Origin of the sequence: Flavobacterium sp. 245, from assembly GCF_004362055.1 — a bacterium.
GTDB lineage: Bacteria > Bacteroidota > Bacteroidia > Flavobacteriales > Flavobacteriaceae > Flavobacterium.
In genome coordinates this window covers 39,522-66,034 of record NZ_SNXB01000004.1, presented here as the reverse complement: position 1 = coordinate 66,034, position 26,513 = coordinate 39,522, and the positions used below count along the sequence as shown (strand labels likewise).

General features: G+C 33.0%; 30 protein-coding genes. 11 read left to right on the top strand and 19 right to left on the bottom strand.

What is annotated here, in order from left to right; genetic code table 11:
* Positions 1–29: 29 nt before the first annotated feature.
* The gene (locus EV145_RS09100) at positions 30–629 is read left to right on the top strand and encodes a hypothetical protein (protein ID WP_243739237.1); all 600 of its coding nucleotides are present in this window, start codon (positions 30–32) and stop codon (positions 627–629) included.
* Between the two features lie 36 nt (positions 630–665).
* Here the strand turns inward: EV145_RS09100 and EV145_RS09095 are convergent, their stop codons facing one another.
* The 8 genes from EV145_RS09095 to murQ all read right to left on the bottom strand — a co-directional run bounded on the left by EV145_RS09095 (position 666) and on the right by murQ (position 6,736).
* Entirely contained in the window at positions 666–1,292 is a 627-nt protein-coding gene (locus EV145_RS09095; protein WP_133524906.1) for a PolC-type DNA polymerase III, read from the bottom strand.
* A gap of 2 nt (positions 1,293–1,294) precedes the next feature.
* The gene (locus tag EV145_RS09090; RefSeq protein ID WP_133524905.1) at positions 1,295–3,217 is read right to left on the bottom strand and encodes a DUF294 nucleotidyltransferase-like domain-containing protein; all 1,923 of its coding nucleotides are present in this window, start codon (positions 3,215–3,217) and stop codon (positions 1,295–1,297) included.
* A gap of 188 nt (positions 3,218–3,405) precedes the next feature.
* Entirely contained in the window at positions 3,406–3,777 is a 372-nt protein-coding gene (locus EV145_RS09085) for a DNA topoisomerase IV (protein ID WP_133524904.1), read from the bottom strand.
* 68 nt (positions 3,778–3,845) lie between these two features.
* The gene (locus EV145_RS09080; protein ID WP_133524903.1) at positions 3,846–4,310 is read right to left on the bottom strand and encodes a hypothetical protein; all 465 of its coding nucleotides are present in this window, start codon (positions 4,308–4,310) and stop codon (positions 3,846–3,848) included.
* A 13-nt stretch (positions 4,311–4,323) separates the two neighbouring features.
* Entirely contained in the window at positions 4,324–4,899 is a 576-nt protein-coding gene (locus EV145_RS09075; protein ID WP_133524902.1) for a DUF1572 family protein, read from the bottom strand.
* A gap of 65 nt (positions 4,900–4,964) precedes the next feature.
* Positions 4,965–5,537: a pentapeptide repeat-containing protein gene (locus EV145_RS09070; protein ID WP_133524901.1), complete on the bottom strand. Its 573-nt coding sequence runs from the start codon at positions 5,535–5,537 to the stop codon at positions 4,965–4,967.
* Between the two features lie 46 nt (positions 5,538–5,583).
* Positions 5,584–5,805 carry a DUF6095 family protein gene (locus EV145_RS09065; RefSeq protein ID WP_017498392.1) on the bottom strand — a complete coding sequence of 74 codons (222 nt, stop codon included), beginning with the start codon at positions 5,803–5,805 and terminating at the stop codon, positions 5,584–5,586.
* A 118-nt stretch (positions 5,806–5,923) separates the two neighbouring features.
* A complete protein-coding gene (gene murQ, locus EV145_RS09060) occupies positions 5,924–6,736 on the bottom strand; it encodes an N-acetylmuramic acid 6-phosphate etherase (protein ID WP_133524900.1) in 813 nt (270 codons plus the stop codon).
* A 168-nt stretch (positions 6,737–6,904) separates the two neighbouring features.
* On the opposite strand from murQ, the gene EV145_RS09055 reads away from it, so the two are divergent.
* The gene (locus tag EV145_RS09055; RefSeq protein WP_133524899.1) at positions 6,905–8,050 is read left to right on the top strand and encodes a helix-turn-helix domain-containing protein; all 1,146 of its coding nucleotides are present in this window, start codon (positions 6,905–6,907) and stop codon (positions 8,048–8,050) included.
* Positions 8,051–8,203: 153 nt separating this feature from the next.
* Positions 8,204–10,591, top strand: coding sequence for a TonB-dependent receptor domain-containing protein (locus tag EV145_RS09050; RefSeq protein ID WP_133524898.1), 2,388 nt, complete (start codon positions 8,204–8,206; stop codon positions 10,589–10,591).
* 165 nt (positions 10,592–10,756) lie between these two features.
* Here the strand turns inward: EV145_RS09050 and EV145_RS09045 are convergent, their stop codons facing one another.
* Together EV145_RS09045 and EV145_RS09040 are read right to left on the bottom strand one after the other, a co-directional pair.
* A complete protein-coding gene (locus EV145_RS09045; RefSeq protein ID WP_133524897.1) occupies positions 10,757–11,425 on the bottom strand; it encodes a ZIP family metal transporter in 669 nt (222 codons plus the stop codon).
* A gap of 93 nt (positions 11,426–11,518) precedes the next feature.
* A complete protein-coding gene (locus EV145_RS09040) occupies positions 11,519–12,283 on the bottom strand; it encodes a class I SAM-dependent methyltransferase (protein WP_133524896.1) in 765 nt (254 codons plus the stop codon).
* Positions 12,284–12,418: 135 nt separating this feature from the next.
* On the opposite strand from EV145_RS09040, the gene EV145_RS09035 reads away from it, so the two are divergent.
* The 3 genes from EV145_RS09035 (at position 12,419) to EV145_RS09025 (ending at position 14,669) form a co-directional block, all read left to right on the top strand.
* Complete coding sequence (locus EV145_RS09035; protein ID WP_133524895.1) at positions 12,419–13,576, top strand: class I SAM-dependent RNA methyltransferase; 1,158 nt, start codon at positions 12,419–12,421, stop codon at positions 13,574–13,576.
* Between the two features lie 147 nt (positions 13,577–13,723).
* On the top strand, positions 13,724–13,960 hold the full coding sequence (locus EV145_RS09030) for a hypothetical protein (protein ID WP_133524894.1): 237 nt from the start codon (positions 13,724–13,726) through the stop codon (positions 13,958–13,960).
* A 16-nt stretch (positions 13,961–13,976) separates the two neighbouring features.
* On the top strand, positions 13,977–14,669 hold the full coding sequence (locus tag EV145_RS09025) for an aspartate/glutamate racemase family protein (RefSeq protein ID WP_133524893.1): 693 nt from the start codon (positions 13,977–13,979) through the stop codon (positions 14,667–14,669).
* 71 nt (positions 14,670–14,740) lie between these two features.
* On the opposite strand, the gene EV145_RS09020 is transcribed toward EV145_RS09025, so the two are convergent.
* The 3 genes from EV145_RS09020 to rlmD are packed head-to-tail and all read right to left on the bottom strand — an operon-like array spanning position 14,741 to position 17,508.
* Positions 14,741–15,556 (bottom strand): DUF6048 family protein, encoded by an 816-nt coding sequence (locus tag EV145_RS09020; protein WP_133524892.1) that lies wholly within the window; start codon positions 15,554–15,556, stop codon positions 14,741–14,743.
* The gene (locus tag EV145_RS09015) at positions 15,528–16,085 is read right to left on the bottom strand and encodes a DUF6452 family protein (RefSeq protein WP_133524891.1); all 558 of its coding nucleotides are present in this window, start codon (positions 16,083–16,085) and stop codon (positions 15,528–15,530) included. Before EV145_RS09015 ends, EV145_RS09020 begins: the two co-directional genes overlap by 29 nt.
* 10 nt (positions 16,086–16,095) lie before the next feature.
* The gene (rlmD, locus tag EV145_RS09010) at positions 16,096–17,508 is read right to left on the bottom strand and encodes a 23S rRNA (uracil(1939)-C(5))-methyltransferase RlmD (RefSeq protein ID WP_133524890.1); all 1,413 of its coding nucleotides are present in this window, start codon (positions 17,506–17,508) and stop codon (positions 16,096–16,098) included.
* A 159-nt stretch (positions 17,509–17,667) separates the two neighbouring features.
* Between rlmD and EV145_RS09005 the strand changes: the two genes are divergently transcribed.
* Positions 17,668–18,717 carry a sensor histidine kinase gene (locus EV145_RS09005; RefSeq protein ID WP_133524889.1) on the top strand — a complete coding sequence of 350 codons (1,050 nt, stop codon included), beginning with the start codon at positions 17,668–17,670 and terminating at the stop codon, positions 18,715–18,717.
* A 12-nt stretch (positions 18,718–18,729) separates the two neighbouring features.
* Here the strand turns inward: EV145_RS09005 and EV145_RS09000 are convergent, their stop codons facing one another.
* From EV145_RS09000 to epsC, 4 genes are all read right to left on the bottom strand, one after another.
* Positions 18,730–19,140 carry a hypothetical protein gene (locus EV145_RS09000; RefSeq protein ID WP_133524888.1) on the bottom strand — a complete coding sequence of 137 codons (411 nt, stop codon included), beginning with the start codon at positions 19,138–19,140 and terminating at the stop codon, positions 18,730–18,732.
* Positions 19,141–19,292: 152 nt separating this feature from the next.
* Positions 19,293–20,279: an aldo/keto reductase gene (locus EV145_RS08995; protein WP_133524887.1), complete on the bottom strand. Its 987-nt coding sequence runs from the start codon at positions 20,277–20,279 to the stop codon at positions 19,293–19,295.
* A gap of 143 nt (positions 20,280–20,422) precedes the next feature.
* Positions 20,423–21,310 carry a cysteine synthase CysM gene (gene cysM, locus EV145_RS08990; RefSeq protein ID WP_133524886.1) on the bottom strand — a complete coding sequence of 296 codons (888 nt, stop codon included), beginning with the start codon at positions 21,308–21,310 and terminating at the stop codon, positions 20,423–20,425.
* Position 21,311: 1 nt separating this feature from the next.
* Complete coding sequence (gene epsC / locus EV145_RS08985) at positions 21,312–22,103, bottom strand: serine O-acetyltransferase EpsC (protein ID WP_133524885.1); 792 nt, start codon at positions 22,101–22,103, stop codon at positions 21,312–21,314.
* A 190-nt stretch (positions 22,104–22,293) separates the two neighbouring features.
* On the opposite strand from epsC, the gene EV145_RS08980 reads away from it, so the two are divergent.
* A complete protein-coding gene (locus tag EV145_RS08980) occupies positions 22,294–22,995 on the top strand; it encodes a DUF1003 domain-containing protein (RefSeq protein ID WP_133524884.1) in 702 nt (233 codons plus the stop codon).
* 12 nt (positions 22,996–23,007) lie between these two features.
* Here the strand turns inward: EV145_RS08980 and EV145_RS08975 are convergent, their stop codons facing one another.
* Positions 23,008–23,274 carry a DUF2752 domain-containing protein gene (locus EV145_RS08975; RefSeq protein ID WP_166638438.1) on the bottom strand — a complete coding sequence of 89 codons (267 nt, stop codon included), beginning with the start codon at positions 23,272–23,274 and terminating at the stop codon, positions 23,008–23,010.
* A gap of 124 nt (positions 23,275–23,398) precedes the next feature.
* On the opposite strand from EV145_RS08975, the gene EV145_RS08970 reads away from it, so the two are divergent.
* Together EV145_RS08970 and EV145_RS08965 are read left to right on the top strand one after the other, a co-directional pair.
* A complete protein-coding gene (locus EV145_RS08970; RefSeq protein WP_133524882.1) occupies positions 23,399–23,584 on the top strand; it encodes a hypothetical protein in 186 nt (61 codons plus the stop codon).
* Positions 23,574–24,125, top strand: coding sequence for a Smr/MutS family protein (locus EV145_RS08965; RefSeq protein WP_133524881.1), 552 nt, complete (start codon positions 23,574–23,576; stop codon positions 24,123–24,125). The genes EV145_RS08970 and EV145_RS08965 overlap by 11 nt, the downstream gene beginning before the upstream one ends.
* A gap of 147 nt (positions 24,126–24,272) precedes the next feature.
* Here the strand turns inward: EV145_RS08965 and EV145_RS08960 are convergent, their stop codons facing one another.
* A complete protein-coding gene (locus EV145_RS08960) occupies positions 24,273–25,271 on the bottom strand; it encodes a hypothetical protein (RefSeq protein WP_133524880.1) in 999 nt (332 codons plus the stop codon).
* An 86-nt stretch (positions 25,272–25,357) separates the two neighbouring features.
* Here EV145_RS08960 and EV145_RS08955 point away from each other — a divergent pair, with 86 nt between their 5' ends.
* Positions 25,358–26,482 carry a cysteine desulfurase family protein gene (locus EV145_RS08955; protein WP_133524879.1) on the top strand — a complete coding sequence of 375 codons (1,125 nt, stop codon included), beginning with the start codon at positions 25,358–25,360 and terminating at the stop codon, positions 26,480–26,482.
* Positions 26,483–26,513: the final 31 nt, after the last annotated feature.

Genomic DNA, 26,513 nt, shown 5'->3' with positions numbered 1-26,513 from the left:
CCTCCTTTGCAGGTTTAGGAAAGGATTTTATGAACAGCTCTCTTGTCGAAATAAATCAGCTGTTAGCCTCTGTTGAACAACAGGCTAAAGAAAGCAGTTTTTCTAAAAATAATGATCCTTATTTAATGATTAAACCCACAGCTGATAATTCGACTGGAAAATCGTTTACGATAAGTTATTGGTCAACTTGTGCTGAAGAAGGAAATGATATTAAAGCAGGAACAACTTTAGAATCTAAAGATGATTTGTTTTTCATTGGCAAAACCGTTACTTTAATGACAAATACGGTTGGTGGCTTAAATAGGCAAAATAATAAAGACCGAATCCTTGCATACAGAAATGCATTATTAACTCGAGGCCGAATTGTAACTTTTGCAGATATTAAAGCATTTGGATTTAATCATTTTAAAAACTCAATTGCCGATATTAAGATTGAAAAAGGAACGCGAAAAGAAATATCTGTAAAAGCTGGTTTTAGTCGTACTGTCGATATTTTTATTAAATCAAATTCAGAAGAAATACAGCATTTGTCTAAAGCAGAATGGGATTATTTATGCGATAGCTTCATGAAAAATTTAAAAAATAGATCTTCAAATGTATTTCCGTATCGACTATTTATAGATAATTAAAATGGAGGAAAACTTGGCCTTAAAGAGTCAGGTTTTCTATTTAAAAAGAGAATTCAAATTAATCGCTTTTTTCTCTTTCAGTTTTTTTACAATTTTCAAGAAAGCGATTGCCGTAATATACGCATCGCCCAAAGCAGTGTGACGATCTTTTTTAGAAATATCAAATTTATCTGCAAGATCGTCTAATGTGTAATGATCTTTTCGTTCAAATAAATGTGATTTGATTAAGGTTTTTTTGTATAATATCGCGGTGTCAAGCCTTTTATTAGTTAGTTCTGGCAAACCGTTTCTTTCAAGAGCTTTATTTATAATTGTAACGTCAAAAATGGTGTGATGTGCAATGATAATTGCATCACCAAGAAAAGATAAAAATTGCTGTAAAGCCTCTAATTCGGTTGGACGTTGAATTACAAATGCTTTTAAAATGCCATGAATTTGAGCGGTTGATTTATCATAATGATCTTGCTCGATGTAAAGTTCAAAACTATCTTGGACATAAATAATTCCGTTTTGAAGAACCAAAGCGCCAATGCATAAAATCCGGTCATTTTCATAATCAAAACCAGTAGTTTCAGTATCCAGAACTACAAATCGGGTTTGTTCGATGGTAATGTTTTCATCGAATAGATTTACTTCTTTTTTCCAAAAATTGAATAAACTCATTATTAGACCAGATTTGAGATATTAAAACGCACCGAAATAAGTTCCTGAAGTTCTTTGATAGTTTTAAAAGTACGTTTCAGTTTGATTTTTTCCATTTTTGATAAAGATTCCAAAGCAATAAACTGACCTGAATCATGATGTAAAAGACCTTGTTTAGTTCTAAATTTTAATAAAGCTTTAAAAGAATACGAACAAGACAAATACAATTCGCGATTGTTAGGTTCCAGTTCGGCTAATTTTTCAAAACGCTCGGCTGTATTGCTGATAGATTTAACGGAATGTGATAAAATCAAAACCCGAGCCGCGTCGGTCAAAGGCATTAAAGCTCGTCTTTTAATATCAAAATTGTCTTTGTTGGCACCGTCTTGTTCGACTAGAAATTGTCTGAAGAATCCTGTTGGAGAAGGGCTTTGCAATGCACCGCTTACCAAATGCATATAAAAAATAGGATTTGCCTTTACGTTTTCAAAAATAGAATCTGATAACTGATTTACAATTTCGGCATCTCCATAAGTCATACTATAATCGAAGAAAATGAAAGAAAGCAAAACTTCATTTTTTCCCGGATTGGTGATCCAATGATGTACCTGGTTTTTCCATTCGTCAAGACTCATGCACCATTTTGGACTTGAAGCCATCATATCGGCAGGACAATAATCATAACCAATATCAAAAAGTCCTTTGTTAACTAGAGAGGCAAATTTCAAAAAGTAAATTTTTGTTTCATCTCTAAAAACTTCTGAAACATTTTCATAAACAATCGCATTATCCTGATCGGTATGAAGCATTTGTTCACCCCTTCCTTGGCTTCCAAGCGCCAGCCATGCAAATTTTACAGGAGGTGGACTACTCATTTTTTCCAGACAAATCTCGATAACACGTGTAGTGCAAGCTTCGTTTAATTCAGTTATAATTTTTGAAATCAATGTCATAGGAATATTTTGATCTAAATATCCCTGAAGCAATTGCATGATTCGGTTACTTATTGGTTTTATTTCCTTTGTTTTCTTAGCTCTTTTTAGTGCTTTAATTAAAACTGCGGGATTATTTCCCAGCGCCACCATAACATCATGTTTCGATAAAATTCCAACAGCTTTTGTATTGACCGTTCCATCTTTTGTTAGGCATAAATGGCTGATATTACTTTTCATCATTGCCATTTGCGCTTCAGTAACCGTCATTTTTTTGGGATAGGTAATGACTGGTTTCGTCATTATAGTTTCGGCAGTAGTCATAATCGAATAATCGCCAGTTACGATTTTGTTTCGAAGATCTTTATCGGTCAAAATACCAATCGGAAGCATTTCATCTACAATTAATATGGCTCCGACTTTTTTCTTATTCATGATTTTTGCAACCTCGCGAGCCGTTGTTGACGGACTGCAGGCAACAATTTTTTTCGAATACTTTATTGGTGTTAAATCAAATGAATCGTTATTTGAATGACGATTTTCGTTTAATAAATCATCGTCTCCATACAATTTATCTTTATGAATGTCTGAATACGGATTTCGTGTGTTTGAAGCATAACTTTCAATCAGGAAATTGCCAACATTTCTGTTTTCTAATGCATAAGGTTTAAAAACCGCAATCGGAATGGCGTATAAAATAGTTTCTTCATGCGCTACAGCTTCCATAATGTAGTTTTCTTGTGCTAAAAGCGGACGAAGTCCAAAAATGTCACCTTCATCACACATATCTAAAACCGTATTTTTCGTGCTTTTTTTAAGTGCGACAGCCCCTTTATGAACTACATAAAAAGAATCATGAGTTTTATCATTTTCAGCAAAAATCACAGCATCCTTTTCTTTGTAAACAATAGAAATCTGCTCAGATAATTTTTCTAAATCTATTTTGTGTAAAAAGTTAAAGGGAGGAAAATCTTTTAAAAAATCGGCAACTCTTTGCGAAATGGTATTTTTCATTTGTTTAGATTAAAGTCCTAAAATACTATTTAAAAACATAAACGTAAAATAAACACTAAAGTTTATTTTATGCAAAGATGAGCGTAGGGACAAAGCGGCAAAGGTTTTTGCAATATGATAAAAAAACTCAGTGATTTTGAATCTTGGTGGCAAGTCAAAAAAAAAGCCCCAATTGGGACTTTAACTGTTTACTCAATTTTGAAAACCTTGCCTCTCTGTTTCTCTTCAGAACCAACCAAGCCAAATTCAAACGTGTATGAATCTTTCGAAGTCGTTAAAATTTTCATGCTGATTGCTTTTTCTTCGGCCATATTTTTTGGGTGTTTTTTCTGCAAAACATATTCGCAGTCGCTTACCCAGCGAATGGTTGCAGTATCTGTTTTTCCTTCAAAAGTTTCGATTTCAATGCTGTCTTTTCGTTCAAAGAAAGTTGTTTTTTTTACGCCATTTACTTCAAACTCAAATTTGAATTTTCCATTTTTAAAATCTTTGCAGTTGTGTTCGGCGTTGTAACAAGATACTAAAGCCAGTATTGGAAATAAGAATACTATTTTTTTCATTTTGAAATGTTTGTTTAGATAGCGTTTTGAATTAAATGGCAAACTACCTTTGTAGATAGTAATTAAACTCAAATTTTTTGGATATAAAACTCTTTTAATTTTTTAGATTCTTTTACTTCTTCTCTAATTTCTTCTTTGGATTCGCTTTTTGAAGCTTTGGGCCAAATATGAAATCCTCCTCTTGCATATTCCAACAGTTTTTCTATAACATGTGGGGCAAATCCTTCTAAGTCAGAAACATCGGCTGGTTGATCCCAAGTTCCCCAAATACCATTTTCATCAATATCGCCTTTGTAATTAATAGTATGTGTAGAATAGGTTTTGATCATTTTAATTTTAAAATTCTCCAAATTATAAGTTCCATTCCATCGAAATGGAGCTACATCGTCGACTCCGGATCCCTTTACGACTAAATTGCTAAAAACCAATTCTATCGACATTTTATGTTGTTGGGGAGAATTTGAGTAGCAATAAAAGCCTTCCCATTCTCCGCTTGGCAAAAAGTGATGCGTTTCGTTATCTTTTGATTTCATATTTGGGGATATTTTATTTCAATCTCTTAAATTCATCATCAGTAAAGTTCTTGATTTCTTTTTCTTTTGCAAATTTTTCAGCATTATAATTTCCCGATTTATTCTTCGGAATCGATAAACTTTCCCAAGAACTATTTTTTAGTTGTTTGGCGTAAAAAACAATTTGCCCAACATGATATGGATAATGAGCCAATTGCCTGTTTATTGCTTCAATAACGGTATGACCTTCATTTCGGATATAAATGATATCTGAAAGCTGTTCAGGTTTTAAACTATTTAATGTTTCAAGAAAAACATTCCAGCCTTTATTCCAAACTTCTAATACTTCATCTTTCGATTGTAAATCATTTTCGAATTCAGCATCACGATTTCGCCATTCTTTCTCTCCGTCAGAAGTCAAAAAGTCTGTCCAGCGCGAAAGCATATTACCAGAAATATGTTTTATAATAGTTGCAATGCTGTTTGTATCTTCGTTAACAGCAATAAAAAGCTGTTGAGGTTCTAATTGGTCAATCGCTTTTTCGCCCAGCATTTTATAATATAAAAATTGCTTTTTCGCGCTTTCTAAATAGGATTCATTTGCTTCCATGATCAATTTTATTTTTATGAAAAAAGAAAGTCTGTTTAGATTCTCGGCATTCTTTCTAAAATTATCTATACGATTTTAATGTCATACTTATCTAAAAGCCCAACAATTCCATCATTAGAAAATTGTGCTTTTCGCATTGGATTAAATTCGGGATCAATTTTATAATTATAAGCCGTTTTAAAATTAACTCCGGCCAATTGCGTTTCATTAAAAATAGCTCCTTCAAGGTTGCAATTGTCAAAAACAGAACTTGTTAAATTAGTTCCAATAAAAGTTACTTCGCGAACAGAGGAATCTATAAACTTAGTTTTAGGCATTTTTTTATTAGAAAATATAGCATAATCTAAAGTACATTCTTCAAAATGAACCTGAAATAAAAAATCATCACATTCGTGAAAAGCAATTCCAAGAAGTTTACAGTTTCTAAAAGTGACATTTTTTAAACTTGTTCCAGCTAAACTTGTCATTGAAAGATTGCAGTCAATAAATTCGCAATCTAAAAAGGTATTGGAATTAAAATTACTGTTAGAAAAATCACAGTTTTTAAAAACACAATCTTCAAACTCCCGATTGTTTATTTTTTTATCGATGTAAATAACCTTTTCGAATGTTTTTTGAATGTGAATTATGTCTTCCATGTTGGAGTTTAATAAAGAGGTTAAAGGTTTTGTTTAGAAGACTAGTTTAATCATTGAACAAACCTTTCATAATGATTTTCAACCCGTAAAAAATTAAAAACATAGCACTTAAGCAAGCTACAATTCCAATTCCTAAAACTAAATAATGCCAGTTTGTATGTTGATTCATGAAAGCATTATAAATCAGAGATGGCCCTATAAATAATAATGGCAACGAACCTGACAAGTATTTAATTCCTTTTCCTAATAATTCTTTATTTGTTGCCATTTTTTTTGTTTCAAGTTTGAAAAAGTTTCAAGTTTCAGGTTGACTAATTTTGCTAACCTTGTGTAAATCCATTGCGATCTCTGCGGTTAAGTAGCATTTTACACTTCACAAAAAAATTTTACTTTAAATAATTGTCGACAGCATTTCTCACGCTGCCATATTTCTTTAATAATTCTGAGGCTTCGTCGTATGAAACAGGAATTTCTTCCATAATCATTTTTACGCCGCGATCAACAAGTTTTATATTGCTTAATTGCATGTCGACCATTTTATTTCCTCTAACTTTTCCAAGTTGAATCATTGCCGCAGTCGAAATCATGTTTAAAACTAGTTTTTGAGCCGTTCCGGCTTTCATTCTAGAACTTCCAGTTATAAATTCTGGGCCAACCACTACTTCAATGGGGAATTGTGCTGTTAACGCCAGCGGACTTCCTGCGTTGCAAGTAATACAGCCAGTAATAATATTATTTTTATTACAAGCTTCTAAACCGCTGATTACGTACGGAGTTGTTCCAGATGCTGCAATACCAATTACAACATCATTAGAGTCAATATTATATTTTTGAAGATCAATCCAAGCATTTGTTGTACTGTCTTCAGCATTTTCTACTGCACGTCTTATAGCCGTATCTCCGCCCGCAATAATTCCGTTTACTAAATCAAAAGGAACACCAAATGTTGGCGGACACTCCGAAGCATCCACAACACCAAGTCGTCCTGAAGTCCCTGCTCCAATATAAAACAGCCTGCCTCCTAATTTTAATTTAGCAACTATGTGCGGAATTAAAGCTTCTATTTGAGGTAAAGCTTTTTCTACGGCATAAGGAACCGTTTTATCTTCTTGATTAATATTGGATAACAATTCATGAACAGACATTTTCTCTAAATGCTCATACTTGGATGCTAGCTCCGTTGTTTTGGTAAATGTCATTTTTATCAGTTATTTAGACTCGGCAAAAATAATCTTTTTTCTCTCAATCACGAAATTTACTAAACAAACTCACAAAGATTTAAGTTTTGTTTAGTATGATGGGAATCCTTTCTTGCATCTTTGTTAAAAGAACTAAAATATTATATTTGTTAAAATATTAAAAAATAAATGGATAAATTAGATTTATTGCAAGGGATTGGTAAGATCTCTGTTTTTGTTTCTTTACTGTTGGCCTTTTTTTTATTCACGGTTAAAACCGAAAATAAATTGGCAAACAGATTATTTGCCTGGTTTTTTATTTTCTCTGCTGTCGATCTCAGTGGATTTTTTATTGATACTGTAACACGAACCGAACTAAATTGGGAAATTTTCAGAGCAACTGCCTGTTTATTTGAAATGCCTTTGTTTTACCTTTTTGTGTTGGCGGTTTGTTATTCTGATTTTAGATTACAATGGAAACATTTAATTCATTTACTACCCTTTGTCGTTGTCAATTTAGTTTTCATTCCTGGAATTTATTTAAACCTTGACACAGATAAAGATACTTTTCTTTCAACGTTTAATCAATTGCCTGAGATTTACTTTATCCAGATTTTAATTGAATTTCAATATGCCTTTTACATTGTCAGTGTATTTTTGATTTTAAAAAAATACCGTCATATCTATTTAGAAAATTACGCAAATCCAAGTACGGCGACTTATAAATGGCTTTTTCAGATAACTTGCGTGTTTCTTACTGCACATTCAATTGTGGCATTAAAAAATTTATTGCGCTATAGCGGTTACAGAGAGATATTTCTTTGGGCAAATGTCCTTGTAGGAAGCATCGCTTTGTTTATAACCTGCTGGTTTATAATGAAAGCGTTGAATCATCCCGAACTTTTTAGAGGAGTGAATTCTAAATTGAAACTCACAAAAGATATTCTGCCGGAAGTTGATGGAGATAAATCCGCTTCAACCAACGTTCAAAATGATGTGATTAACAGCCAAATTTCCACCTTGAAGCAATATATGGCCGAGAAAGAACCTTTTCTGGATCCGTCGCTTACGATTCAGGAACTCGCCAATCAAATTGAAATTCCGGTTCGGGATTTGTCTGTTTTGATTAATCATAAAATGGATCAGCACTTTTTTGATTTTGTTAATGAATATCGCATTCAAAAAGCAATGAATATTTTAAAAGATGAGTCTAAAAATCAACTTACCGTTTTAGAAATTTTATATGAAGTCGGTTTTAATTCAAAATCTTCATTTAATACTTCTTTTAAAAAATACACCAATTTAACGCCTACAGCTTACCGAAACGCTTCATAATAAGAGTTTTGTAAAAAGTCGTACTTCGTCCCTTATAAAGTCGAACCAATTTCTTTAATAGAAAATGGTTCGACTTTTTTTTGTCGGTCGAATCTGGAAAATTTCTAAGGCAACTTTGCTTCAAATTAATCGAACAAGTTAAAAATAGAAATCATGAAAACATCAAACCTCCTTATCTTTTTATTATTGCCATTCTTTTCCTTAGCACAAGCATCATTTAAATTAAAAGGAAAAATAGCAAGCGAAACAACATCTTTAGAATGGGTAGATATATCAATCATAAATTCAGAAGGGAAAATTATTGACGGAACAACAACGAAACCAGATGGAACTTTTGAAATCAATCTTAAAAAAGGTTCATATAAAATAGGAGTTAGTCTTTTGGGATTTGAAGAATATGAAAAAGAGATTTCGATAGAAAAAGATACCGATTTAGAAACCATTATCTTAAAAGAAAATGCAACCAAATTAGTTGAAGTTGTTGTTCAGTCTAAAAAGAAAATCATTGAACAGAAAACAGATCGTCTGGTTTACAATCTGGAAAATAATGTTACAAATGTTGGAGGAGATGCCTTAAGCGCGATTAACACTGCGCCGGGAGTTGTAGTAAAAAATAATACCATTACTATTTTAGGAAAAGGAACTTCCCGCGTTATGATCGATGGAAGAATGATTGAATTGGCTGGCGAAGAATTGAATAACTTTTTGAAATCAATATCGGCAAGTGATATTAAAAATATTGAAATTATCAGCAATCCGCCGGCGAAATATGAAGCGGAAGGAACTGGCGGACTGATTAATATTATCATGAAAAAAGGAGTCCGTGATTCGTGGAAAAACACCACGACAGCTTCTTATGATCAGAATAAATATGGAATTTTTACTTTGAGAGATAATTTCTTTTACAATAAAAAGAAGTTTCGTTTTTCTGCCAGCATTAACGGAAAAACAGGCTATTTGAATGCTACAGACGACTTAAAAATGTATTTTCCTGATGGGCTTTCGCACATGCAAAGCACAACAAAAGTAAAAACCGAAAACTTTTCCGGAAAAATAGCTTTGGATTATGATTTCTCTGAACGTACAACAGTTGGTTTTCAATTTATGAATGACAGAAATAATCCAGATTTCAACTCGGATATTTCGATTAGTAATTATAATGCTCAAAATCAATTGTACAATATTACTCTGAATAAAAGTAATACCGATAGAGGATCAGGAAATCAAACTTATAATGCGCATTTGATTACCAAGCTAGATGGCTTAAATCGAAAATTATCTTTTGATGTGGATTATTTTAATTACGATTCAAAATTTGATAGAAGTTTTATAGCCAATAATTATACACCGGAAATGATATTTGTAGATGTAAATCAGGCAGGAAAAAACATTTCGAATCAGGATATTGACAACTGGAGTTTTAAGGCCGATATGGAACATCCGTTTCAGGCGATCAATTTGTCTTATGGTGCAAAAATGAGTTTCACAAATAGTATCAGCGATGTACTTTATTACAATACAATTTCAGGAACTCCGGTCTTAGATCCAAATCAGTTAAACCGATTTATATATACCGAAAACAATCAGGCGATTTATGTGAATGCAGATAAAAAACTAAATGAAAAATGGAATTTTCAAATGGGCTTAAGATTGGAAAATACACAAACAAATGGGTTTTCTGAAACTCTGAATCAAACGACAGAGAATAATTATTTGAAATTGTTTCCAACGGTTTATGCTTCTTACAAGAGAAACGAAAATAATACTTTCAGTTTAAATTACGGGAAAAGAATAAACAGACCTCGTTTTGACTTATTGAATCCGTTTAGAATTTACATCAGCAGTAATAGTTATTCAGAAGGAAATCCGTTTTTAAAACCTTCTTTCAGTGATAATTTTGAGTTTGCACATTCTTATAAAGAAATCCTGAGAACCAGTGTTTTTGTCAACTCTGTTACTAATGGTTATGGTGTTTTATTTAGTGCAAACCCAGAAACGAATACACAAATTGTAACACGTGAGAATTATTTTAAAAATTTAAGTTATGGAGTTGGAGAAAGCTATTCAGCAACTTTTGCAGATTGGTGGCAGAGTGAAAATTCATTATACTTTTTAGGAGCAAAAACGGAATTTATTAAAGACATAAATGCAACTCCATCAAACAGTTTGCAAATTGATTTTTCGACAAATAACACTTTTGTATTAGGTAAAACGACAAAATTGCAAATCGATTTTTCGTATACAACTCCTTTTAAAAGTGGTTTGTATGAAGTGGGATATGCCTCTAGTTTTGATATCGGTTTCAAACAGGATTTGTTTAATAAAACAATGCAGATCGCATTTTTGGCAAATGATATTTTTAATACGTCTTATTTAAAAGATTTTACTTCGGTTGTAAATGGTGTAAAACAGGTTTACAGCCAAACTGAAAGTAACAGATTTGTACGTTTATCTGTGGTTTATAATTTTGGGAATAAGAAGATAAATGTGAAGGAAAGAGCTTTTGGAAATCAGGAGGAGAAAAAGAGAACGGGGAATTAATTAGATAATTAGTCAATTAGAAAATTAGATAATTTTTGTAGTATCCTAACAGGTTTTTTCAACCTGTTAGGTATTTTCTTTCGCTACCTAAAAATGGATACCTAACAGGTTGAAAAAACCTGTTAGGATATTTAAACGTCTTTTGTGAATTTGGGCACGTCCTACTTATAATACGAATGCCAATAAAATACCAAGAACAATCATGGAAACTTTGGCAACATTGAATTTGTGTCCTTCACTGCTTTCGAAGATAATAGTCGATGAAATATGGAATAGGATTCCGATTACAATGGCTGTTATTTCAGTGTAATATGCATTTAAAATGGGTAAATATTCAGAGGCAATTGTACCAAGCGGAGTCATAATGGCGAAAGTAAGCATGAAAGCAAAAATTGCTTTTTTGTTGAGATTTGCATTGATGAAAAACGTAGTTAAAATCACGGCAATTGGCAAATGATGAATCGCAATTCCGATTGCTAAACCGTGATGATGACTTACAGGAAAACCTTCCAGAAAGGCGTGAATACATAAACTGATAAAAAGCAACCATGGAATCTGAGACATTTGTGCATGCCCGTGAACGTGCCCGTGTTCAGCACCTTTTGAGAAAAATTCAAGGATGATCTGGAATAAAATCCCGACCATTATAAATAAACCAATATTATGATTATGAGATTCGTAAACTTCAGGCAACAAATGTATTACGGTTAACGATAATAAAAATGAACCGCTAAAAGCAAGTAATAATTTTAGATTGGTTTTGTTTTTTGGTTTTATAAATAAAGCCACAGCATAACCTAAAAGTACAGAAAATAAGGGTAGTAAGTAGTTCATTATTTTGTTTAATCGGTTTTTGTTTAATCGTTTAATCGGTTTTTGTTAGTTTGCTTAAAACGATTAAACAAATTAACAGTTAAACAATTAAACCTATTTAAAAATCATGATTAATCGTTCGCTTTCGGTTTTATGGAATTTTTTGAGTTTGTAATCTCCAAAAATATCCAAAAGAAAAATTCCGGCTTCGGCCATTAATTCTTCAAAATCTTTTAAAGTTAAAGCTTTTACTTTTTCGGTAAAATGATATTTATGTCCTTGATCTTCAAAATCAATTTCTTTGAAAATATGTCCGTCTTCAAGGTATCTTTTGATTTTAAAATCGATTCCGTCAACGGTTTTTACTTCTTCGGGAACCAAAGTTTCGATTACCTGCGCCACATTCATAAAATCAATCACGGCAAAACCGTATTCAGATAAACTTTCTTTGATAGCTTTTAAAGTCGTAAGATTGTCGTCATCACTTTCGAAATAGCCAAAACTGGTAAACAAATTAAAAATAGCATCGAATTTTTCTTCGAAAGGCTCGCGCATGTCGTGGACCTTGAAATGCAGGGTTTCGTTGCTGTTTTTACTGGCTTCGGCAATACTGTTTTCAGACAAATCGGCGCCTAAAACATCAAAGCCAAGTTGGTTTAAATAAATAGAATGACGTCCTTTTCCACACGCTAAATCCAATACCTTAGCCTTTTCAGGAAGATTTAGGTAATGAGTAAGATTATCCATAAAAATCTGAGCCTCACGGTAATTTCGGTCTTTATAAAGAATGTGATAATACGGAGTGTCAAACCATGAAGAGAACCAGTTTTCGGTGTTACGCTCCTGATTTGGTGTTGATGAGTTTGGTGCTTCAGACATTTATTCTATTTCAATTAATTCAAAGTACCGCAAATTTAGTGTATTTTTGCCGAAAAATAACTATTTCGCAAGGATACCTATATAATTGGTAATATGCATTTGCGATTGGAGTTGTTTTTTTAAACAAAAATAAAGATGGAAGAAAATTTTAGAATGATAGCCAAATGTTTTTTTGGTTTCGAAGAAATATTAGAAAAAGAATTACGTGATCTTGGTGCTCAGGATGTCGAAAAAGGAGTGAGAATGGTAAGCTTTAAAGGCGATAAAGGTTTTATGTATAAAGCCAATTTATCGTTGCGTACGGCGCTTAAAGTATTAAAACCAATTTACTCGTTTAGAGCAAACAACGAGCAGGCATTATACAAAGGAATTTCAGGTGTTAACTGGTCTAAATTGCTTAATGCCAACCAAACTTTTGTAATTGATGCAACAGTGCATTCGACTTATTTTAATCACTCAGAATTTGTCTCTCAAAAATGTAAAGATGCGATTGTGGATCAGTTTAGAGAAAGAACTGGACAAAGACCAAGCATTGATAAACAATATCCAGACTTAAGAATCAATGTTCATATTGATAAAGATCAGGTTTCTGTAGCTTTAGATACTTCTGGAAATTCACTGCACCAGCGTGGTTACAGAACAGCTACGAATATTGCACCAATCAATGAAGTTTTGGCGGCAGGAATTCTGTTGTTGTCAGGTTGGGAAGGTCAAAGTCACTTTTTGGATCCAATGTGTGGATCTGGAACTTTCTTGGCGGAAGCGGCTATGATCGCTTGTAATATTCCGGCAAACATCAACAGAAAAGAATTTGCTTTTGAAAAATGGAAAGACTGGGACAATGATTTATTTGATCAGATTGTAAACAGTTTGATGAAAAAAACAAAAGAATTTCATTATACAATAAAAGGTTTTGATAAAGCACCAAGTGCAGTAAGCAAAGCGAAAGACAATGTAAGAAATGCAAATCTTGAAGATTATGTAACGGTTTCTGAAGATAATTTTTTCGATACTGAGAAAGCAGTAGAAGGAAAACTGCATATGGTTTTCAATCCGCCATACGACGAGCGTTTAGATATTCATATGGAGAAATTCTACGCTAGCATTGGTGATACTTTAAAGAAAAATTATCCAGGAACAAACGCTTGGTTTATTACTGCAAATCTTGAAGCCTTAAAATTTGTTGGATTAAAACCTTCCAGAAAAATTAAACTTTTCAATGCAAGTCTGGAAGCACGTTTAGTAAAATACGAAATGTACGAAGGAAGCAAGAGAACGAAATTTCAAATCTAAGATACTAAGATTCTGAGGTACTAAGATGCTAAGATTTTTTAACATCTTCCATAAATAAACAAAATAAATTAAAGTTCTAAGACTCTAAGCTTCTAAATAAAAAACTGAGAAGCTCAGAGTCTTAGAGCCTTAGCAACTTTAAAAAAAATGACAAAACTACAAGTAAGAGCTTTTTTATATCAATTAGGAACTTTTGCTATTCTATTTATAGCAGGAAGATTTATTATTGCACAATACACAGGATTAACGGGATTTTGGATTCCAGTGACTTCTTTTATTGTTGCCACTCTAATTGGGCCTAAATTTCAGGCTGTAAAAACCAAAGATGGTGAAAAGCTTTTTATGAAATGGATTTTTATAAAAGGTATTAGAGAAATCGGATAAAATTTTAATCAGCGTTATGAAGAAAATTGGACTTATTGGCGGTATCAGCTGGGTTTCAACTGCTGATTATTATAAATTAATTAATGAAGGAATAAATGAAAAAATGGGAGGTTTGAACTTCTCTGAATGTTTGGTTTATTCTTTTAATTATGCCGATATAAAAAAGAATAACGATAACAACGATTGGGATTCGACTTTTAAAATGCTTTTTAAAGGCTGTGAATTTTTAAAATCGGGCGGGGCGGAAGCGATTGTTTTATGCGCCAATACAATGCACTTAATTGCTGATAAACTTCAAGAAGCAATTGATATTCCTCTTATTCATATTGCAACGGCCACGGCTGTTGAAATTGAGAAAAAAGAAATTAAAAAGGTAGGTTTACTAGGAACTAAGTTTACAATGGAACTGGATTTCTTTAAAGATAAACTTGCGGTTAAAGGAATCGAAGCAATTATTCCAATTGAGGAAAGCGATAAGGATTTTATTCATTACACTATTTTTGAAGAGTTGGGAAGGGGAATTGTAACTGAAGAAACGAAAAAACGTTATCTTGAAATTGCCAATGAACTAATTAAAAATGGTGCAGAAGGAATTATTTTGGGCTGTACCGAAATCCCATTAGTAATAAAGCCAGAAGACGTTTCCGTTCCCGTTTTCGATACAGCTTTGATACATTCGAAAGCGGCCGTTAATTTTCAGCTTTCTTAATAGTATTAGAAATAAAATAAAAACCACGAATTCAAAATTATGAGTTCGTGGTTTTTTATTATTTGATATTTTTATTTTTTAGGCGCTTTTTTAGTTGCGACCGGAATAACTGTTTTTTTCTTGTAAATAGGAATGAAATACGAAACAGTATAGTTAAAACCAATTCCGAAACTTCCGTCATAAGTTCTGTTAAAACCTGGAATATATAAATTGTCAAAATTATCTGGTTTTGTATTTGCAACCAGCATTTTCAACTGTACGCCAAAACCAACAAATACATTATTAAACACTTTTGCTTTTACTCCCATTACAACTTCAATCCATCCTGCTGTAAGTCCGTTGTATTTTTGGTGTTCTGTAATTGCAGGTTGTTCACCCCAATACGGATTTGGATTGTAAATTTTATAACTATTTAATTCCTGGCTAAATGTACTAAAACCTCCTCTTAGACCAATAGTGATTAGGTTTTCCATATCAAGCCAGTTTTGGTATAAATTATAATCAAAACCTCCTTTAATATATGTTCCTGTTGCCGATGAGTTTAGTCTGTCATCGTCAGTAGTTTTGTCTTCAAAACCTAGTTCGGCAGCTAAATAGTATTTTTTTGTCAAGCGCCAGTCACCCACAAATTCGATTCCTTTGTAATCTTTATCATAAAAACCGCGAGTCAGTTTATACAAATCAACTCCCACGCGAAGTCCGTAACGGTCTGTTTTTATGCTGTCGGCTTTTACTTCCTGCAAAGCAGGTTTCGTTACAGTTTCTGTTTTTGGTTTTTCAGGAACGATTTCTTTGGTTACTGTAGTTGTTGGTGTTTCTTGAGCATGACCCAAAAACATTGAAAACAATAAGCAAAAACTAGAAATATACTTCAATGTGTGTTTCATTTTCTGTTTCAATGTTATATTTTTTTACATAAATCTGGGTCATCCAGAAGCCTTTCGAATCAGTATCAGTTTTTATAAATGGAGCAGTTGGCGGAATTCCGTCAGAAAGAGGATCAAGGTCAAAAATAGTTTTAAAACCACAAGCTCTAGAAACATATAGATTTTGGCGCGAATAATTAAATTGCACTTCATCTGTATTTATTGCTGCCGTATTATCATTGCCTGAGTCTAAAATAAAAGTATAAGATGTTGAATTTACATCGGTTCTTAGCGGAATAGAGATAGTGCTTCCATTTGCAAGATACTTTGCCTCGCCAGTTGCATTTTCATTAAAAATAATTCCTTCGGTCATGCCTTTTCCAATTACTTTTAAATTAGTAACTTCTTTATTAACTGATGGATTATCGGCATAGAAAAAATCAATAACTAATCGTGGTGTTGTTGGAGTATCTGGATCACAAATATCATCTTTTTCACAACTTGACAAGCCAAAAGTAAAAAGCAGTAAAACTGAAACTATTTTTCTCATTTATATTTTTTTATCGAAGTTCTAAAAGTACAACATTTTCGACATGATGCGTCTGTGGAAACATATCAACCGGACGTACACGCGTAACTTTGTATTTTTCATCCATCAAAGCCAAATCACGTGCTTGTGTAGCCGAATTACAACTTACATAAACTACTTTTTTTGGAGCTATTTTTAAAATCTGATCGATTACTGCAGCGTGCATTCCATCTCTTGGTGGATCAGTAATAATTACATCCGGTTTTCCGTGCTGTGCAATAAAAGCTTCGTTGAATACCACTTTCATGTCTCCAACAAAAAACTCGCAATTGTTGATATTATTGCGCTCAGCGTTTGCTTTAGCATCTAAAATAGCTTCTGGAACACTTTCTACACCAATTACTTTTTTTGCTTTTTTAGAAACAAACTGAGCAATAGTTCCAGTTCCTGTATATAAATCATAAACAGTTTCATTTCCTGTCAGTCCAGCAAAATCACGTGTAATTTTATACAATTCGTAAGCTTGATCTGAGTTTGTCTGGTAAAAAGATTTAGCATTTATACTAAATTTTAAACCTTCCATTTCTTCTAAGATATAATCTCTTCCTTTGTAAAGTTTAATATCCTGATCGTAAATTGTATCGTTTTGTTTTGCATTTACAACATATTGCAATGAAGTAATTTGTGGAAATTTCTCGTATAAATGATCTAGAACCAATTCACGGTTTGCTTTGTCATCTTCGAAAAACTGAATCAAAACCATGATTTCTCCTGTTGAAGCAGTACGAATCATTAAGGTTCTCAATAATCCAGAATGTTCTCTCGGATTAAAGAATGCCAAGTTATGATCATTGGCAAAAGCTCTAATTTCGTTTCTAATTGCGTTTGAAGGATCTTCCTGCAAATGACATTTTTGAATGTCCAAAATTTTATCCCACATTTTAGGAATATGAAATCCTAATGCGTTTCTGTTGCCTAAATCTTCTGTGCTTCCAATTTCTTTTTCAGTTAACCAACGGCTGTTTGAAAATGAAAATTCCATTTTATTTCTGTAGAAAAACTGTTTTTCTGAACCTAAAATAGCTTCAAATTCTGGAAGTTCCACTTTTCCAATTCGCTGCAAATGATTTTTTACTTCATTTTGTTTGTAATACAGCTGTTGGCTGTAATTCATATTTTGCCATTTACATCCGCCACAAACACCAAAATGATCACAGATTGGTTCAATACGATGTTTAGAAAATTCGTGAAATTTCACGGCTTTTCCTTCGTAATATGCTTTTCTTTTTTTGAACGTTTGTACATCCACAACATCGCCGGGCACAACATTCGGAATAAATATTACTTTTCCATCAGGAGCTTTTGCTACTGATACTCCTTTTGCTCCTGCGTCTAAAACTTCAATTTGATGAAAGACGACTTTGTCTGTATTTTTTCTTCCCATAGCGCAAAAATAAGGGTTTGTAAACTTTTATAAATTTAATTTTCAAAATATTTTATCAAATTGTTTAATTTAACAGATTAATTGAGTTTAAAAGTTAACTTTGTTTTTTAGCAATTGTCCCAGTGCTGCGTTTTTAACCTATTGTATTGTTATTTTTTTATGAAGTTATATCATAATCTGTCACAAATAAGTTTTCTTAAAAAAAGCTACGCTTTTAAATTTTTATTTGTTGCATTCATCGGAATCCATATTCCTTTAATTGGTATTCTGTTTTTTGTACTGTTTTCATCGTACAATATTTCTGTAGCCTCTATCGTGATTTTTGCAATAATTATGACATTATTGGCTACTGCAGTAACATTACTGGTTTTAAATCAATTGATTATGCCAATATCTATTGCTTCAAAATCATTGGATGATTATAGAAATAATAGAAAACTTTCGGTTTTGCCTACAGAATACACTGATGAAGCAGGTTTATTAATGTGCAATATTCAGGAATCAATATATGAGTCTGAAAGTTTTATAAATGAAAAACAGGATTTGATTTATATGCTTTCGCATGATTTGAAAAATTTTGCTGGAAATCCGCAAGGACTTGCGAAATTGATTTTAAGCGAAAACCCTTCAGAATCTGTTAGACATTTAGCCGAATTAATTTGTGAGTCGACTAATTTGCAATTTCGATACATCGAAAACTTTATAAAACTGCTCAAAGAACAAGATCAGGTTGCAAAGCTTAATCCAGATGCTAAAACGATTGTTTTTACCAATATTGTACCTTTTATAAACGAACAAGTAGAGCAGCGTTTGCTAGATAAAAATATTACATTAAATGTAAGTTTAGATACATCTGAGGCAAAATTACGGATTGATGAAGGCCTGCTAGTTCAGGTTTTGGTAAACTTAATAAGCAATGCGATAAAATTCTCTTATTTTGACAGCGAAGTGAAAGTCCGAATTTTCAGCGAAGATTCGAAATTAAAAATCAGTGTAGCCGATAAAGGAATTGGTTTTGATAAAAATCAAATTGAAGAATTATTCAAAAAATTCACTAAAATGAGCCGATTAGGAACTGCAAATGAATTATCTACCGGAATTGGGCTTTACTTATGCAAAAAAATAATCGAACGTCATCAAGGCACACTTAACGCTGAAAGTGAAGGTAAAAATAAAGGAGCTGAATTTAAAATTGAATTTGAGCTTTAAACTTAGATGCGTTTAAAAAGCGACATTATGCATGAATACTGGTTTTCCATCAACACAGCCAACTCCGGCAGGAGGCAGGATAATATCGCAGGTCGAGAAAATATTCCATTTTACATTAAATGCTGCTCTAGCATCAGTGTATGCTTTTACTTTAGCAAGAAAATCGGCAGTGTTTATTTTTTTTGAGTAAATAATGAAATTCTCAGGTCCACCACAAGCTTTCGATCCAATTGCTGTAAAATCCCATTCTTTTGAATCTGTACAAGTCTCCGAATTTACTTTAGAAAGCGTTACGATTTCCTGATACATTTTTTCTAATTGCTTGATATCGTTTTCTTTGCTGTTATTGTCGTCAGCGCGATCATTACTGCAAGAAATAAAAATCAGACAAAGAGTAGCTAGTATAAAACTTAAATTTTTCATGGTTAATTATTGAAGGTTAGTTCTTATACATAGATGTGTGAATTCAAAAAAGGTTGCGTGGCAGGATGAGATTCTAAGGTTCTGAGATACTAAGGTTTAAAAAAAACTTAGAATCTTAGTATCTCAGAACCTTAGTATCTTAAAAAAAAAAACTACCACAGTTGATGAACAGATGGTTTTATATATTTTTCATAAATCGCATTCATTGCAGTAATTTTCTCCGGACTTATTTTAGGAAGATCGTAAACAGATAAATTAGAAAGCACATGATCTGCTTTTGAAGCGCCGGGAATTATACAGCTAATTTCTTCAAAATTTAAAATCCATTGCAGGGCAATAGGAGCAAGGTTTGGATTTTCTGGAAATAGCGCTTTTAATTCTTCAACGGCTTTTAAACCTAATTCATAATCAATTCCTGAGAATGTTTCACCTTTGTCAAAAGCATCTCCGTTACGATTAAAATTACGGTGATCTTGCGGTTCAAAAGTGGTTTTTAAATCAAATTTACCAGTTAAAAGTCCGCTTGCCAACGGAACGCGTGCAATGATTCCGATATCTTTCTTCTTCGCTTCTGAGAAAAACAATTGCGAAGGGCGCTGACGAAACAGATTAAAAATAATTTGAACTGTAGTAACATTTGAATATTCGATGGCTTTTAAAGCTTCTTCTACTTTTTCAACACTTACACCCAGATTTAAAATTTTCCCCTGATCTTTTAAACGGTCAAATAATTCAAAAATTTCTGGACGGTAATAAACTTCAGTAGGAGGACAGTGCAGCTGAATCAAATCGAGCGTTTCTAATCCTGTTCTTTTTAAACTGTCTTCAACAAATTTTTGAAGCACTTTTGGCTGGTAGCCTTCATTTACATGCGGATTAATTTGACGTCCGCATTTTGTCGCAACATAAATTCGTTCAGATCTTGAACGCACAACGCGCCCAACAGCAGTTTCGCTTAAGCCGTTTTCATAAACATCTGCAGTATCAATAAAATTGACACCATTATCAATTGCTGTATTTATAAGCGCATCGGCTGTTTTATCGTCAAATCCCGATCCCCATTTCCCTCCAACTTGCCAAGTTCCAAGTGAGATTTCAGAGATGTTAAAGTTTGTTTTTCCTAGTTTTCTGTAGTTCATTTTTTTTGAGTTGCTAAGTTGCTAAGGTTCTGAGTTACTAAGTTTTTTTAAAGTTGCAAAGTTGCTGAGCTTTTAAGTTGCTAAGATTTTATTAAAGTAAAAAACTTAGAATCTTAGCATCTTAGAACCTCAGTGTCTTTTTTTTAGTCAAACAAATCTGAAGACAAATAACGGTCGCCTCGATCGCATATAACAGCAACCACGACTCCAGATTCTAATTTTTCGGCTATTTTTAGCGCAACAGCAACAGAGCCGCCACTGCTCATTCCTGCAAAGACACCTTCTTCGAGTGCTAGACGTTTTGTCATTGCTCTCGCTTCATCTTCACTGACATCAATAACAGTATCAACTTTTGAGGCATCAAATATTTTTGGCAGATATTCCTGTGGCCATTTACGAATTCCTGGAATCTGAGATCCGTCACTTGGCTGTGCGCCGATGATTTGTATTGCTGGATTTTTTTCTTTTAAGTAAGTCGAAGTTCCAATGATTGTTCCTGTTGTTCCCATTGCCGAGACAAAATGAGTTACAGTTCCTTCGGTATCGTTCCATATTTCTGGACCTGTTGTTTTATAATGCGCTTTCCAGTTGTCATCATTTGCAAATTGATTTAGCATAATATAACCGCCTTCTGCGACTTTTTTATCGGCATAATCTCTAGAGCCAATAATTCCTTCCTCAGCAGGCGTTAAAATCACCGTAGCGCCATATGCACGCATTGTCTGAGTTCGCTCTTTGGTCGAATCTTCCGGCAAAACCAATTCGATTTCAATTTGAAACAACTGCGCAATCATCGCCAGAGCAATTCCGGTATTACCACTGGTTGCTTCAATCAATTTATCGCCTTTTTTTATTTCGCCTCTTTCTAAAGCTGCTGCAATCATATTATATGCCGCTCTGTCTTTTACGCTTCCACCAGGATTATTTCCTTCAAGTTTCAGTAAAAGTTTTACGTTTTTATTTTTAACCAAATTGACAGTTTCCATCAATGGAGTATTTCCAATTAGGTTAACCAATTTCTGTGGACTCATTTTATTTCTTTTCTTTTATTTTAACTTCTGTTGTAGTGGTATTCAAAACGATAGAATCTGCGGGAACAGATTTTGTAATCCAGGCATTTCCGCCCACAATGCTGTTTTTTCCAATAGTAGTTTCTCCGCCTAAAATGGTTGCATTGGCATAAATGCAGACATTTTTTTCTACAGTTGGATGACGTTTTGCGTTTTTCATTTCTTTGCTTACGCTCAAAGCGCCAAGCGTAACACCTTGATATATTTTTACATGCTTTTCAATAACTGTAGTTTCGCCAATAACGATTCCCGTTGCGTGATCAATAAAAAACGGAGATGCAATTTTAGCTCCTGCGTGAATATCTGTTCCGGTAATTCGGTGCGCATATTCACTCATCAATCTTGAAAATAATAATAAATCAAGTAAATATAATTCGTGGCTTAATCGATAAATAGCAATAGCATAAAATCCAGGATAAGCCAGATAAACTTCATCAATACTGTTTGAGGCTGGGTCATTTTCTAAAATATAAGCAGCGTCTTCATTTAATTTTTCTAAAACTCCAGGAAGTTTTTCTAAAAATCTGTCCCAAATCGATTCGCATAAGTTTTCTGGTTTTTGACATGCCAGAACTGCAATCTCTTTAAAGCGTACTTCGAGATCGTCTATACTTTGGTCTAAAGCAGCATTCGAATCAAAAAGAGTGTAAAAAAGCTTCTCGGTAAAATCTTCTGTTTTAGTTTTGATTCCGTAATTTATGTTTGAATGGCTTTTTAAAGCTTTGATATTTTGTATGATAGTGTCTTTTGTCACAATGGTAAAATTGATTGGATATTTTCAAACGTTAAAAGTAAGGCGTTTTTTGTAAATAAGGGCAGGAATTAACTAAAGAAATTTTGTATTGGCAGTGCTATTTGTGATAATTAAATGATTGCTAAATACACTTATTTAGGATGTATCTTAAAAACTTAAATGCGTAAATTAGCCAGTAAAATTTCTAAAAATGAAAAACAACTCAACTTTTAAAAGCGCTATTTCTGGTCTTGAATTGCCAGACGGTCAGAAAATCTCTGGAAAATCAATTCACGATCCTATTCTGAGTTTAATTATAAAAGATTATCCTTCGTTTTGTGATGAGGATTGTATTTCGGTTCAGGAACTGAATGATTACCGCCAAAAGTATATTTCAAATTATTTATCAAGTGAAATTGGGATGCTTTCAGATCTTGAAAAAAGCGTTATTTCGTCATTAAAAGAAGATAAATCTATTGTAAGTATTGTTGAAGATGAAGATGAAACACGAAGTTTTGGACAAAAAATAGCTGATAAAGTAGCAGATTTTGGCGGAAGCTGGACTTTTATTATATCGTTTGTTCTTTTTATTGTTATTTGGATTAGTGCAAATGTTTTGATTTTGGTGAATAAAGGTTTTGATCCGTATCCGTTTATTCTGCTTAATTTGATTTTATCGTGTATTGCTGCATTGCAGGCGCCGGTAATTATGATGAGCCAGAATCGTCAGGAAGAAAAAGACAGAAACCGTGCTAAAAAAGATTATATGATTAACTTGAAATCAGAATTAGAGATCAGAATGATTCATGATAAAATCGATCATTTGATTATGCATCAGCAGCAGGAATTGATCGAAATTCAAAAAGTTCAAATCGAAATGATGAATGATATTTTGCATCAGATCAAAAAATAATTCTTACAAAAATCAAAAGTAAAAGTGTTTGAGGTAATAACCAAAAACGACAAAAATCAGATTTAAAAACGCTAAATTCCAAATGAGTTTTTTGTGTTTTTTTGATTTGTCGAAAAAACACAAAACACAAAATCCGAAAAATAAAAGAGTAGAATAAAGCGCTGGATACATTTTAAAAGCGGCTAAAAACTCGCCTTGAAAAAGTAAGAATAAACCACGCTGAAAACCACAGCCGAGACAGTCAAAACCAAAGAGCCATTTGAATAGGCAAGGGACCATGTAAATCTCTAAATTCAAGGGAATGTTTTTTGCAATTTTACAAAAAAATATTCGATATCAATTCAAGAGAATCCAACTGCTATTTTAAAGTTTTATACTTTTGAAATCTTATAACAAAATAAAAATGAAAGCTTTTAAAATTTTAATAATGATTCTTGCAATTGGAGTAGCGCTTTATGAGCAAGTTTCTGAAGAAAAAAATATCTATATCATGATCGCTGCAATTGTAGTTTTCATGTACGGAATGATGCAGCTGAGTGCAAAAACGCCAAGTAAAAATCAAGATAAAGACGAAGAGGATGCTGACTAAAGGAGATAAGGTTTCGGTTTTAGATGAAGCCATAAACGGAATAGTAGTTTCGGTGAAAAATAACGAGGTTTTGATTGAAACTGAGGATGGTTTTATGATGACATTTTTTGTCAATGAATTAATTAAGATTCAGGAAACCAGTAATTTAATGAATTCTATTAAAAGAATTGATTTAGATGAAATTTCAAAAGAGAAAACAGAGCCAAAAGCAAGAAGTTTTGTCAAAGAAAAGAAAGATAAACGCGAAATATCGGCTCCTGAATTTGATTTGCACATTGAAAAATTGGTTCCAAATAAACGTGGCATGTCGAATTATGATATTTTGACTCTACAGACAGAAACGGCAAAAAGACATATTGAATTTGCGATTAAAAACAGGATTCCTAAAATTGTTTTTATTCATGGAGTCGGCGAAGGAATTTTAAAAGCCGAACTTGATTTCTTACTAGGTCGTTATGACGGTTTAGATTTTCAAGATGCCAATTATCAAAAATACGGCCTTGGAGCAACCGAAGTTTATTTTAGGCAAAACAATAAATAAAACTTTTTTTATCCTAAAAAACGCTGTTTTAAAAGCATAAAAAAACATCCATTTTTCGTTCTGATTCTGTTAGAAAATCAGCTTGAAAAATGGATGTTTTTTTGTAAGAATTTAAAAGTGCTTTTTATAGCAAATTATGATGTTGTATTATGGAGCTATTGTTGTTACTTCTCCTAAGTAAAATTCGGTTGCAAGTTTAAAAGTACTGTTTCCTTTTTTCATTGTTGCGTTTCTTATATACACTTTATGTTTATAAACTTTAAGAGTATGGCTTGTAGTAATTTCTATAATTCCACTTACATTTTCAACGCCTGCAACACCTACCCAAGTATCTTTTACTGATGGAGTTGATGGAGTTGCATCTACACAGAAATAATTTTGTTTAGGCAGCTCAGGTAAATTACTTGAATATATTCTATAATAAACATTATTTGAAGTAACAGCCGGATTACTTGTAGGCAAATTGATTAAACTTTTTCTTGGTTGTCCCGCTGGAGTATCTTCATTTACAATTAAATTTTTGTCTAAGTTTTCTATTACCAAAGCGTTTGATAAATTATTATTGTAAACTTTTAATTGAACATCACAGTATTTTGCAACTTCATCTGTAAAAGCTACGACGACAGGATCAACCGTCGTTTTAAAATCTCCAAAAACATATTCATCATTAACTAGAACAGGACCTGGTTTTGAAAATGTTGCATTTACCAAAGTAATATTGTGATTATATCCCACAATCTCTGTATGTCCATCAGCTGGAGCCGGATCTTTATAATTCGCTTTGGTTACAATTTGAAGTTTACCTGCAAGTGCGCGCCATTCCTGATTAATGTTTGGTGTCGCTGGAGGAATCGCATCACATACATTTGATACTGCAACAGCGCCATCGTAAGCTCGGTAGAAAAAACGAAAAGTCTTATCATCAATATCGTAAACTAAAGTGTCAGGCTGAGTTGCAAGTTTGCCTTCAGGCATTTGCAATAATAATGTTTCCTGAGGTTTAAGTTTATAAATCAACGTATTAGTTGTAGGATCACAGCTTGTCGCAACGACATCTTTAAAATCAATAGTTTCTACAGTCAAATCACCATCATCGCAGCCGTTTAATAACAGGGCAAATAATAGAAGGCTTGCATATTTTTTCATCGTAATTTTATTTGGGTCAAAAATAGTGAAAAATTTGGCAAATGATATTGAAGATTGGACAATTGATATTTTATAACTTTGCAGTAATGAAAAAAGTATATCTCGATAACGCCTCTACAACGGCCATGCGTCCTGAAGTAATTCAGGAAATGACAAAAGTGATGACAGAAGATTTTGGTAATCCGTCTTCTACACATAGTTTTGGACGAAATGGCAAAACTATTTTAGAACTTTCCAGAAAAAGTATTGCTAAACATTTAAACTGTTCGGCTCAGGAAATTATTTTTACTTCTGGTGGTACTGAAGCAGATAACTGGATTCTGCGATCTGCTGTTGAAGATCTTGGCGTAAAGCGAATTATTACTTCAAGAATTGAACATCACGCTGTTTTATACGCTGTTTTGGCTTTGGAATCTGATTATGGTATCCAAGTTGATTATGTAAAGGTAAATCCAGATGGAAGCATCGATTTAACGCATTTGTCTAATTTATTATCAGAAGATAAAAAGACTATTGTTAGTTTAATGCATGTAAACAACGAAACGGGAACAATTTTAGATCTTGAGCGAGTTGGTGTAATTTGCAAGCAATATAATGCTTTATTTCATTCAGATACCGTGCAATCGGTTGGGAAGACAGAAATCGACCTGCAAAAAATACCAGTCGATTTTATAGTAGCAAGCGCACATAAATTTCATGGACCAAAAGGAGTCGGATTTGCATTTGTTCGAAAAAATTCTGGATTGCAGCCTTTAATTTTTGGAGGAGAGCAAGAAAAAGGCCTACGTGCGGGAACCGAAGCTGTTCATCAAATTGCCGGAATGTCGAAGGCATTATCTTTATCTTATGAAAATTTAGAAGAAGAAAGAAAATACATTTCAGACTTAAAAAGGTATCTTATTAATCAATTAGAAACTCATTTTCCGGGCTTCAGAATCAACGGAAAAAGAGATGATTTTTATAATATTATCAACATTATTCTACCTTTTTCTTCAGATAAAACTTCGATGTTGCTGTTTAGTTTGGATATGAAAGGAATTGCGGTTTCAAGAGGAAGCGCATGTCAGTCAGGAAGCATTAAGCCATCACATGTTTTAAAAGAAATGCTTTCGGAAACCGATTTAAAATTACCAAATCTCCGAATTTCATTTAGTCACTATAATACTAAAGAAGATATCGATTGGCTGATTGAGAGTCTTAAAGCTGTTTAAAAGTTTCAGGTTTCAAGTTTCAAGTTTCAGG

Excerpts from the sequence above, each read along its gene's own strand:
- EV145_RS09085 (WP_133524904.1), bottom strand. The coding sequence starts at position 3,777 with ATGAAAAAAATAGTATTCTTATTTCCAATACTGGCTTTAGTATCTTGT.
- EV145_RS08995 (WP_133524887.1), bottom strand. The coding sequence starts at position 20,279 with ATGAACTACAGAAAACTAGGAAAAACAAACTTTAACATCTCTGAAATC.
- EV145_RS09000 (WP_133524888.1), bottom strand. The coding sequence starts at position 19,140 with ATGAAAAATTTAAGTTTTATACTAGCTACTCTTTGTCTGATTTTTATT.
- EV145_RS09100 (WP_243739237.1), top strand. The coding sequence starts at position 30 with ATGAACAGCTCTCTTGTCGAAATAAATCAGCTGTTAGCCTCTGTTGAA.
- EV145_RS09030 (WP_133524894.1), top strand. The coding sequence starts at position 13,724 with ATGACAAAACTACAAGTAAGAGCTTTTTTATATCAATTAGGAACTTTT.
- cysM (WP_133524886.1), bottom strand. The coding sequence starts at position 21,310 with ATGAGTCCACAGAAATTGGTTAACCTAATTGGAAATACTCCATTGATG.
- EV145_RS09035 (WP_133524895.1), top strand. The coding sequence starts at position 12,419 with ATGGAAGAAAATTTTAGAATGATAGCCAAATGTTTTTTTGGTTTCGAA.
- EV145_RS09005 (WP_133524889.1), top strand. The coding sequence starts at position 17,668 with ATGAAGTTATATCATAATCTGTCACAAATAAGTTTTCTTAAAAAAAGC.
- rlmD (WP_133524890.1), bottom strand. The coding sequence starts at position 17,508 with ATGGGAAGAAAAAATACAGACAAAGTCGTCTTTCATCAAATTGAAGTT.
- EV145_RS09095 (WP_133524906.1), bottom strand. The coding sequence starts at position 1,292 with ATGAGTTTATTCAATTTTTGGAAAAAAGAAGTAAATCTATTCGATGAA.
- EV145_RS09015 (WP_133524891.1), bottom strand. The coding sequence starts at position 16,085 with ATGAGAAAAATAGTTTCAGTTTTACTGCTTTTTACTTTTGGCTTGTCA.
- EV145_RS09025 (WP_133524893.1), top strand. The coding sequence starts at position 13,977 with ATGAAGAAAATTGGACTTATTGGCGGTATCAGCTGGGTTTCAACTGCT.
- EV145_RS08965 (WP_133524881.1), top strand. The coding sequence starts at position 23,574 with ATGCTGACTAAAGGAGATAAGGTTTCGGTTTTAGATGAAGCCATAAAC.
- EV145_RS09055 (WP_133524899.1), top strand. The coding sequence starts at position 6,905 with ATGGATAAATTAGATTTATTGCAAGGGATTGGTAAGATCTCTGTTTTT.
- EV145_RS09070 (WP_133524901.1), bottom strand. The coding sequence starts at position 5,537 with ATGGAAGACATAATTCACATTCAAAAAACATTCGAAAAGGTTATTTAC.
- EV145_RS09080 (WP_133524903.1), bottom strand. The coding sequence starts at position 4,310 with ATGAAATCAAAAGATAACGAAACGCATCACTTTTTGCCAAGCGGAGAA.
- murQ (WP_133524900.1), bottom strand. The coding sequence starts at position 6,736 with ATGACATTTACCAAAACAACGGAGCTAGCATCCAAGTATGAGCATTTA.
- EV145_RS08955 (WP_133524879.1), top strand. The coding sequence starts at position 25,358 with ATGAAAAAAGTATATCTCGATAACGCCTCTACAACGGCCATGCGTCCT.
- EV145_RS08975 (WP_166638438.1), bottom strand. The coding sequence starts at position 23,274 with ATGGTCCCTTGCCTATTCAAATGGCTCTTTGGTTTTGACTGTCTCGGC.
- EV145_RS09040 (WP_133524896.1), bottom strand. The coding sequence starts at position 12,283 with ATGTCTGAAGCACCAAACTCATCAACACCAAATCAGGAGCGTAACACC.
- EV145_RS08960 (WP_133524880.1), bottom strand. The coding sequence starts at position 25,271 with ATGAAAAAATATGCAAGCCTTCTATTATTTGCCCTGTTATTAAACGGC.
- EV145_RS09050 (WP_133524898.1), top strand. The coding sequence starts at position 8,204 with ATGAAAACATCAAACCTCCTTATCTTTTTATTATTGCCATTCTTTTCC.
- EV145_RS08970 (WP_133524882.1), top strand. The coding sequence starts at position 23,399 with ATGAAAGCTTTTAAAATTTTAATAATGATTCTTGCAATTGGAGTAGCG.
- EV145_RS09065 (WP_017498392.1), bottom strand. The coding sequence starts at position 5,805 with ATGGCAACAAATAAAGAATTATTAGGAAAAGGAATTAAATACTTGTCA.
- EV145_RS09045 (WP_133524897.1), bottom strand. The coding sequence starts at position 11,425 with ATGAACTACTTACTACCCTTATTTTCTGTACTTTTAGGTTATGCTGTG.
- EV145_RS09020 (WP_133524892.1), bottom strand. The coding sequence starts at position 15,556 with ATGAAACACACATTGAAGTATATTTCTAGTTTTTGCTTATTGTTTTCA.
- EV145_RS09090 (WP_133524905.1), bottom strand. The coding sequence starts at position 3,217 with ATGAAAAATACCATTTCGCAAAGAGTTGCCGATTTTTTAAAAGATTTT.
- EV145_RS09075 (WP_133524902.1), bottom strand. The coding sequence starts at position 4,899 with ATGGAAGCAAATGAATCCTATTTAGAAAGCGCGAAAAAGCAATTTTTA.
- EV145_RS08980 (WP_133524884.1), top strand. The coding sequence starts at position 22,294 with ATGAAAAACAACTCAACTTTTAAAAGCGCTATTTCTGGTCTTGAATTG.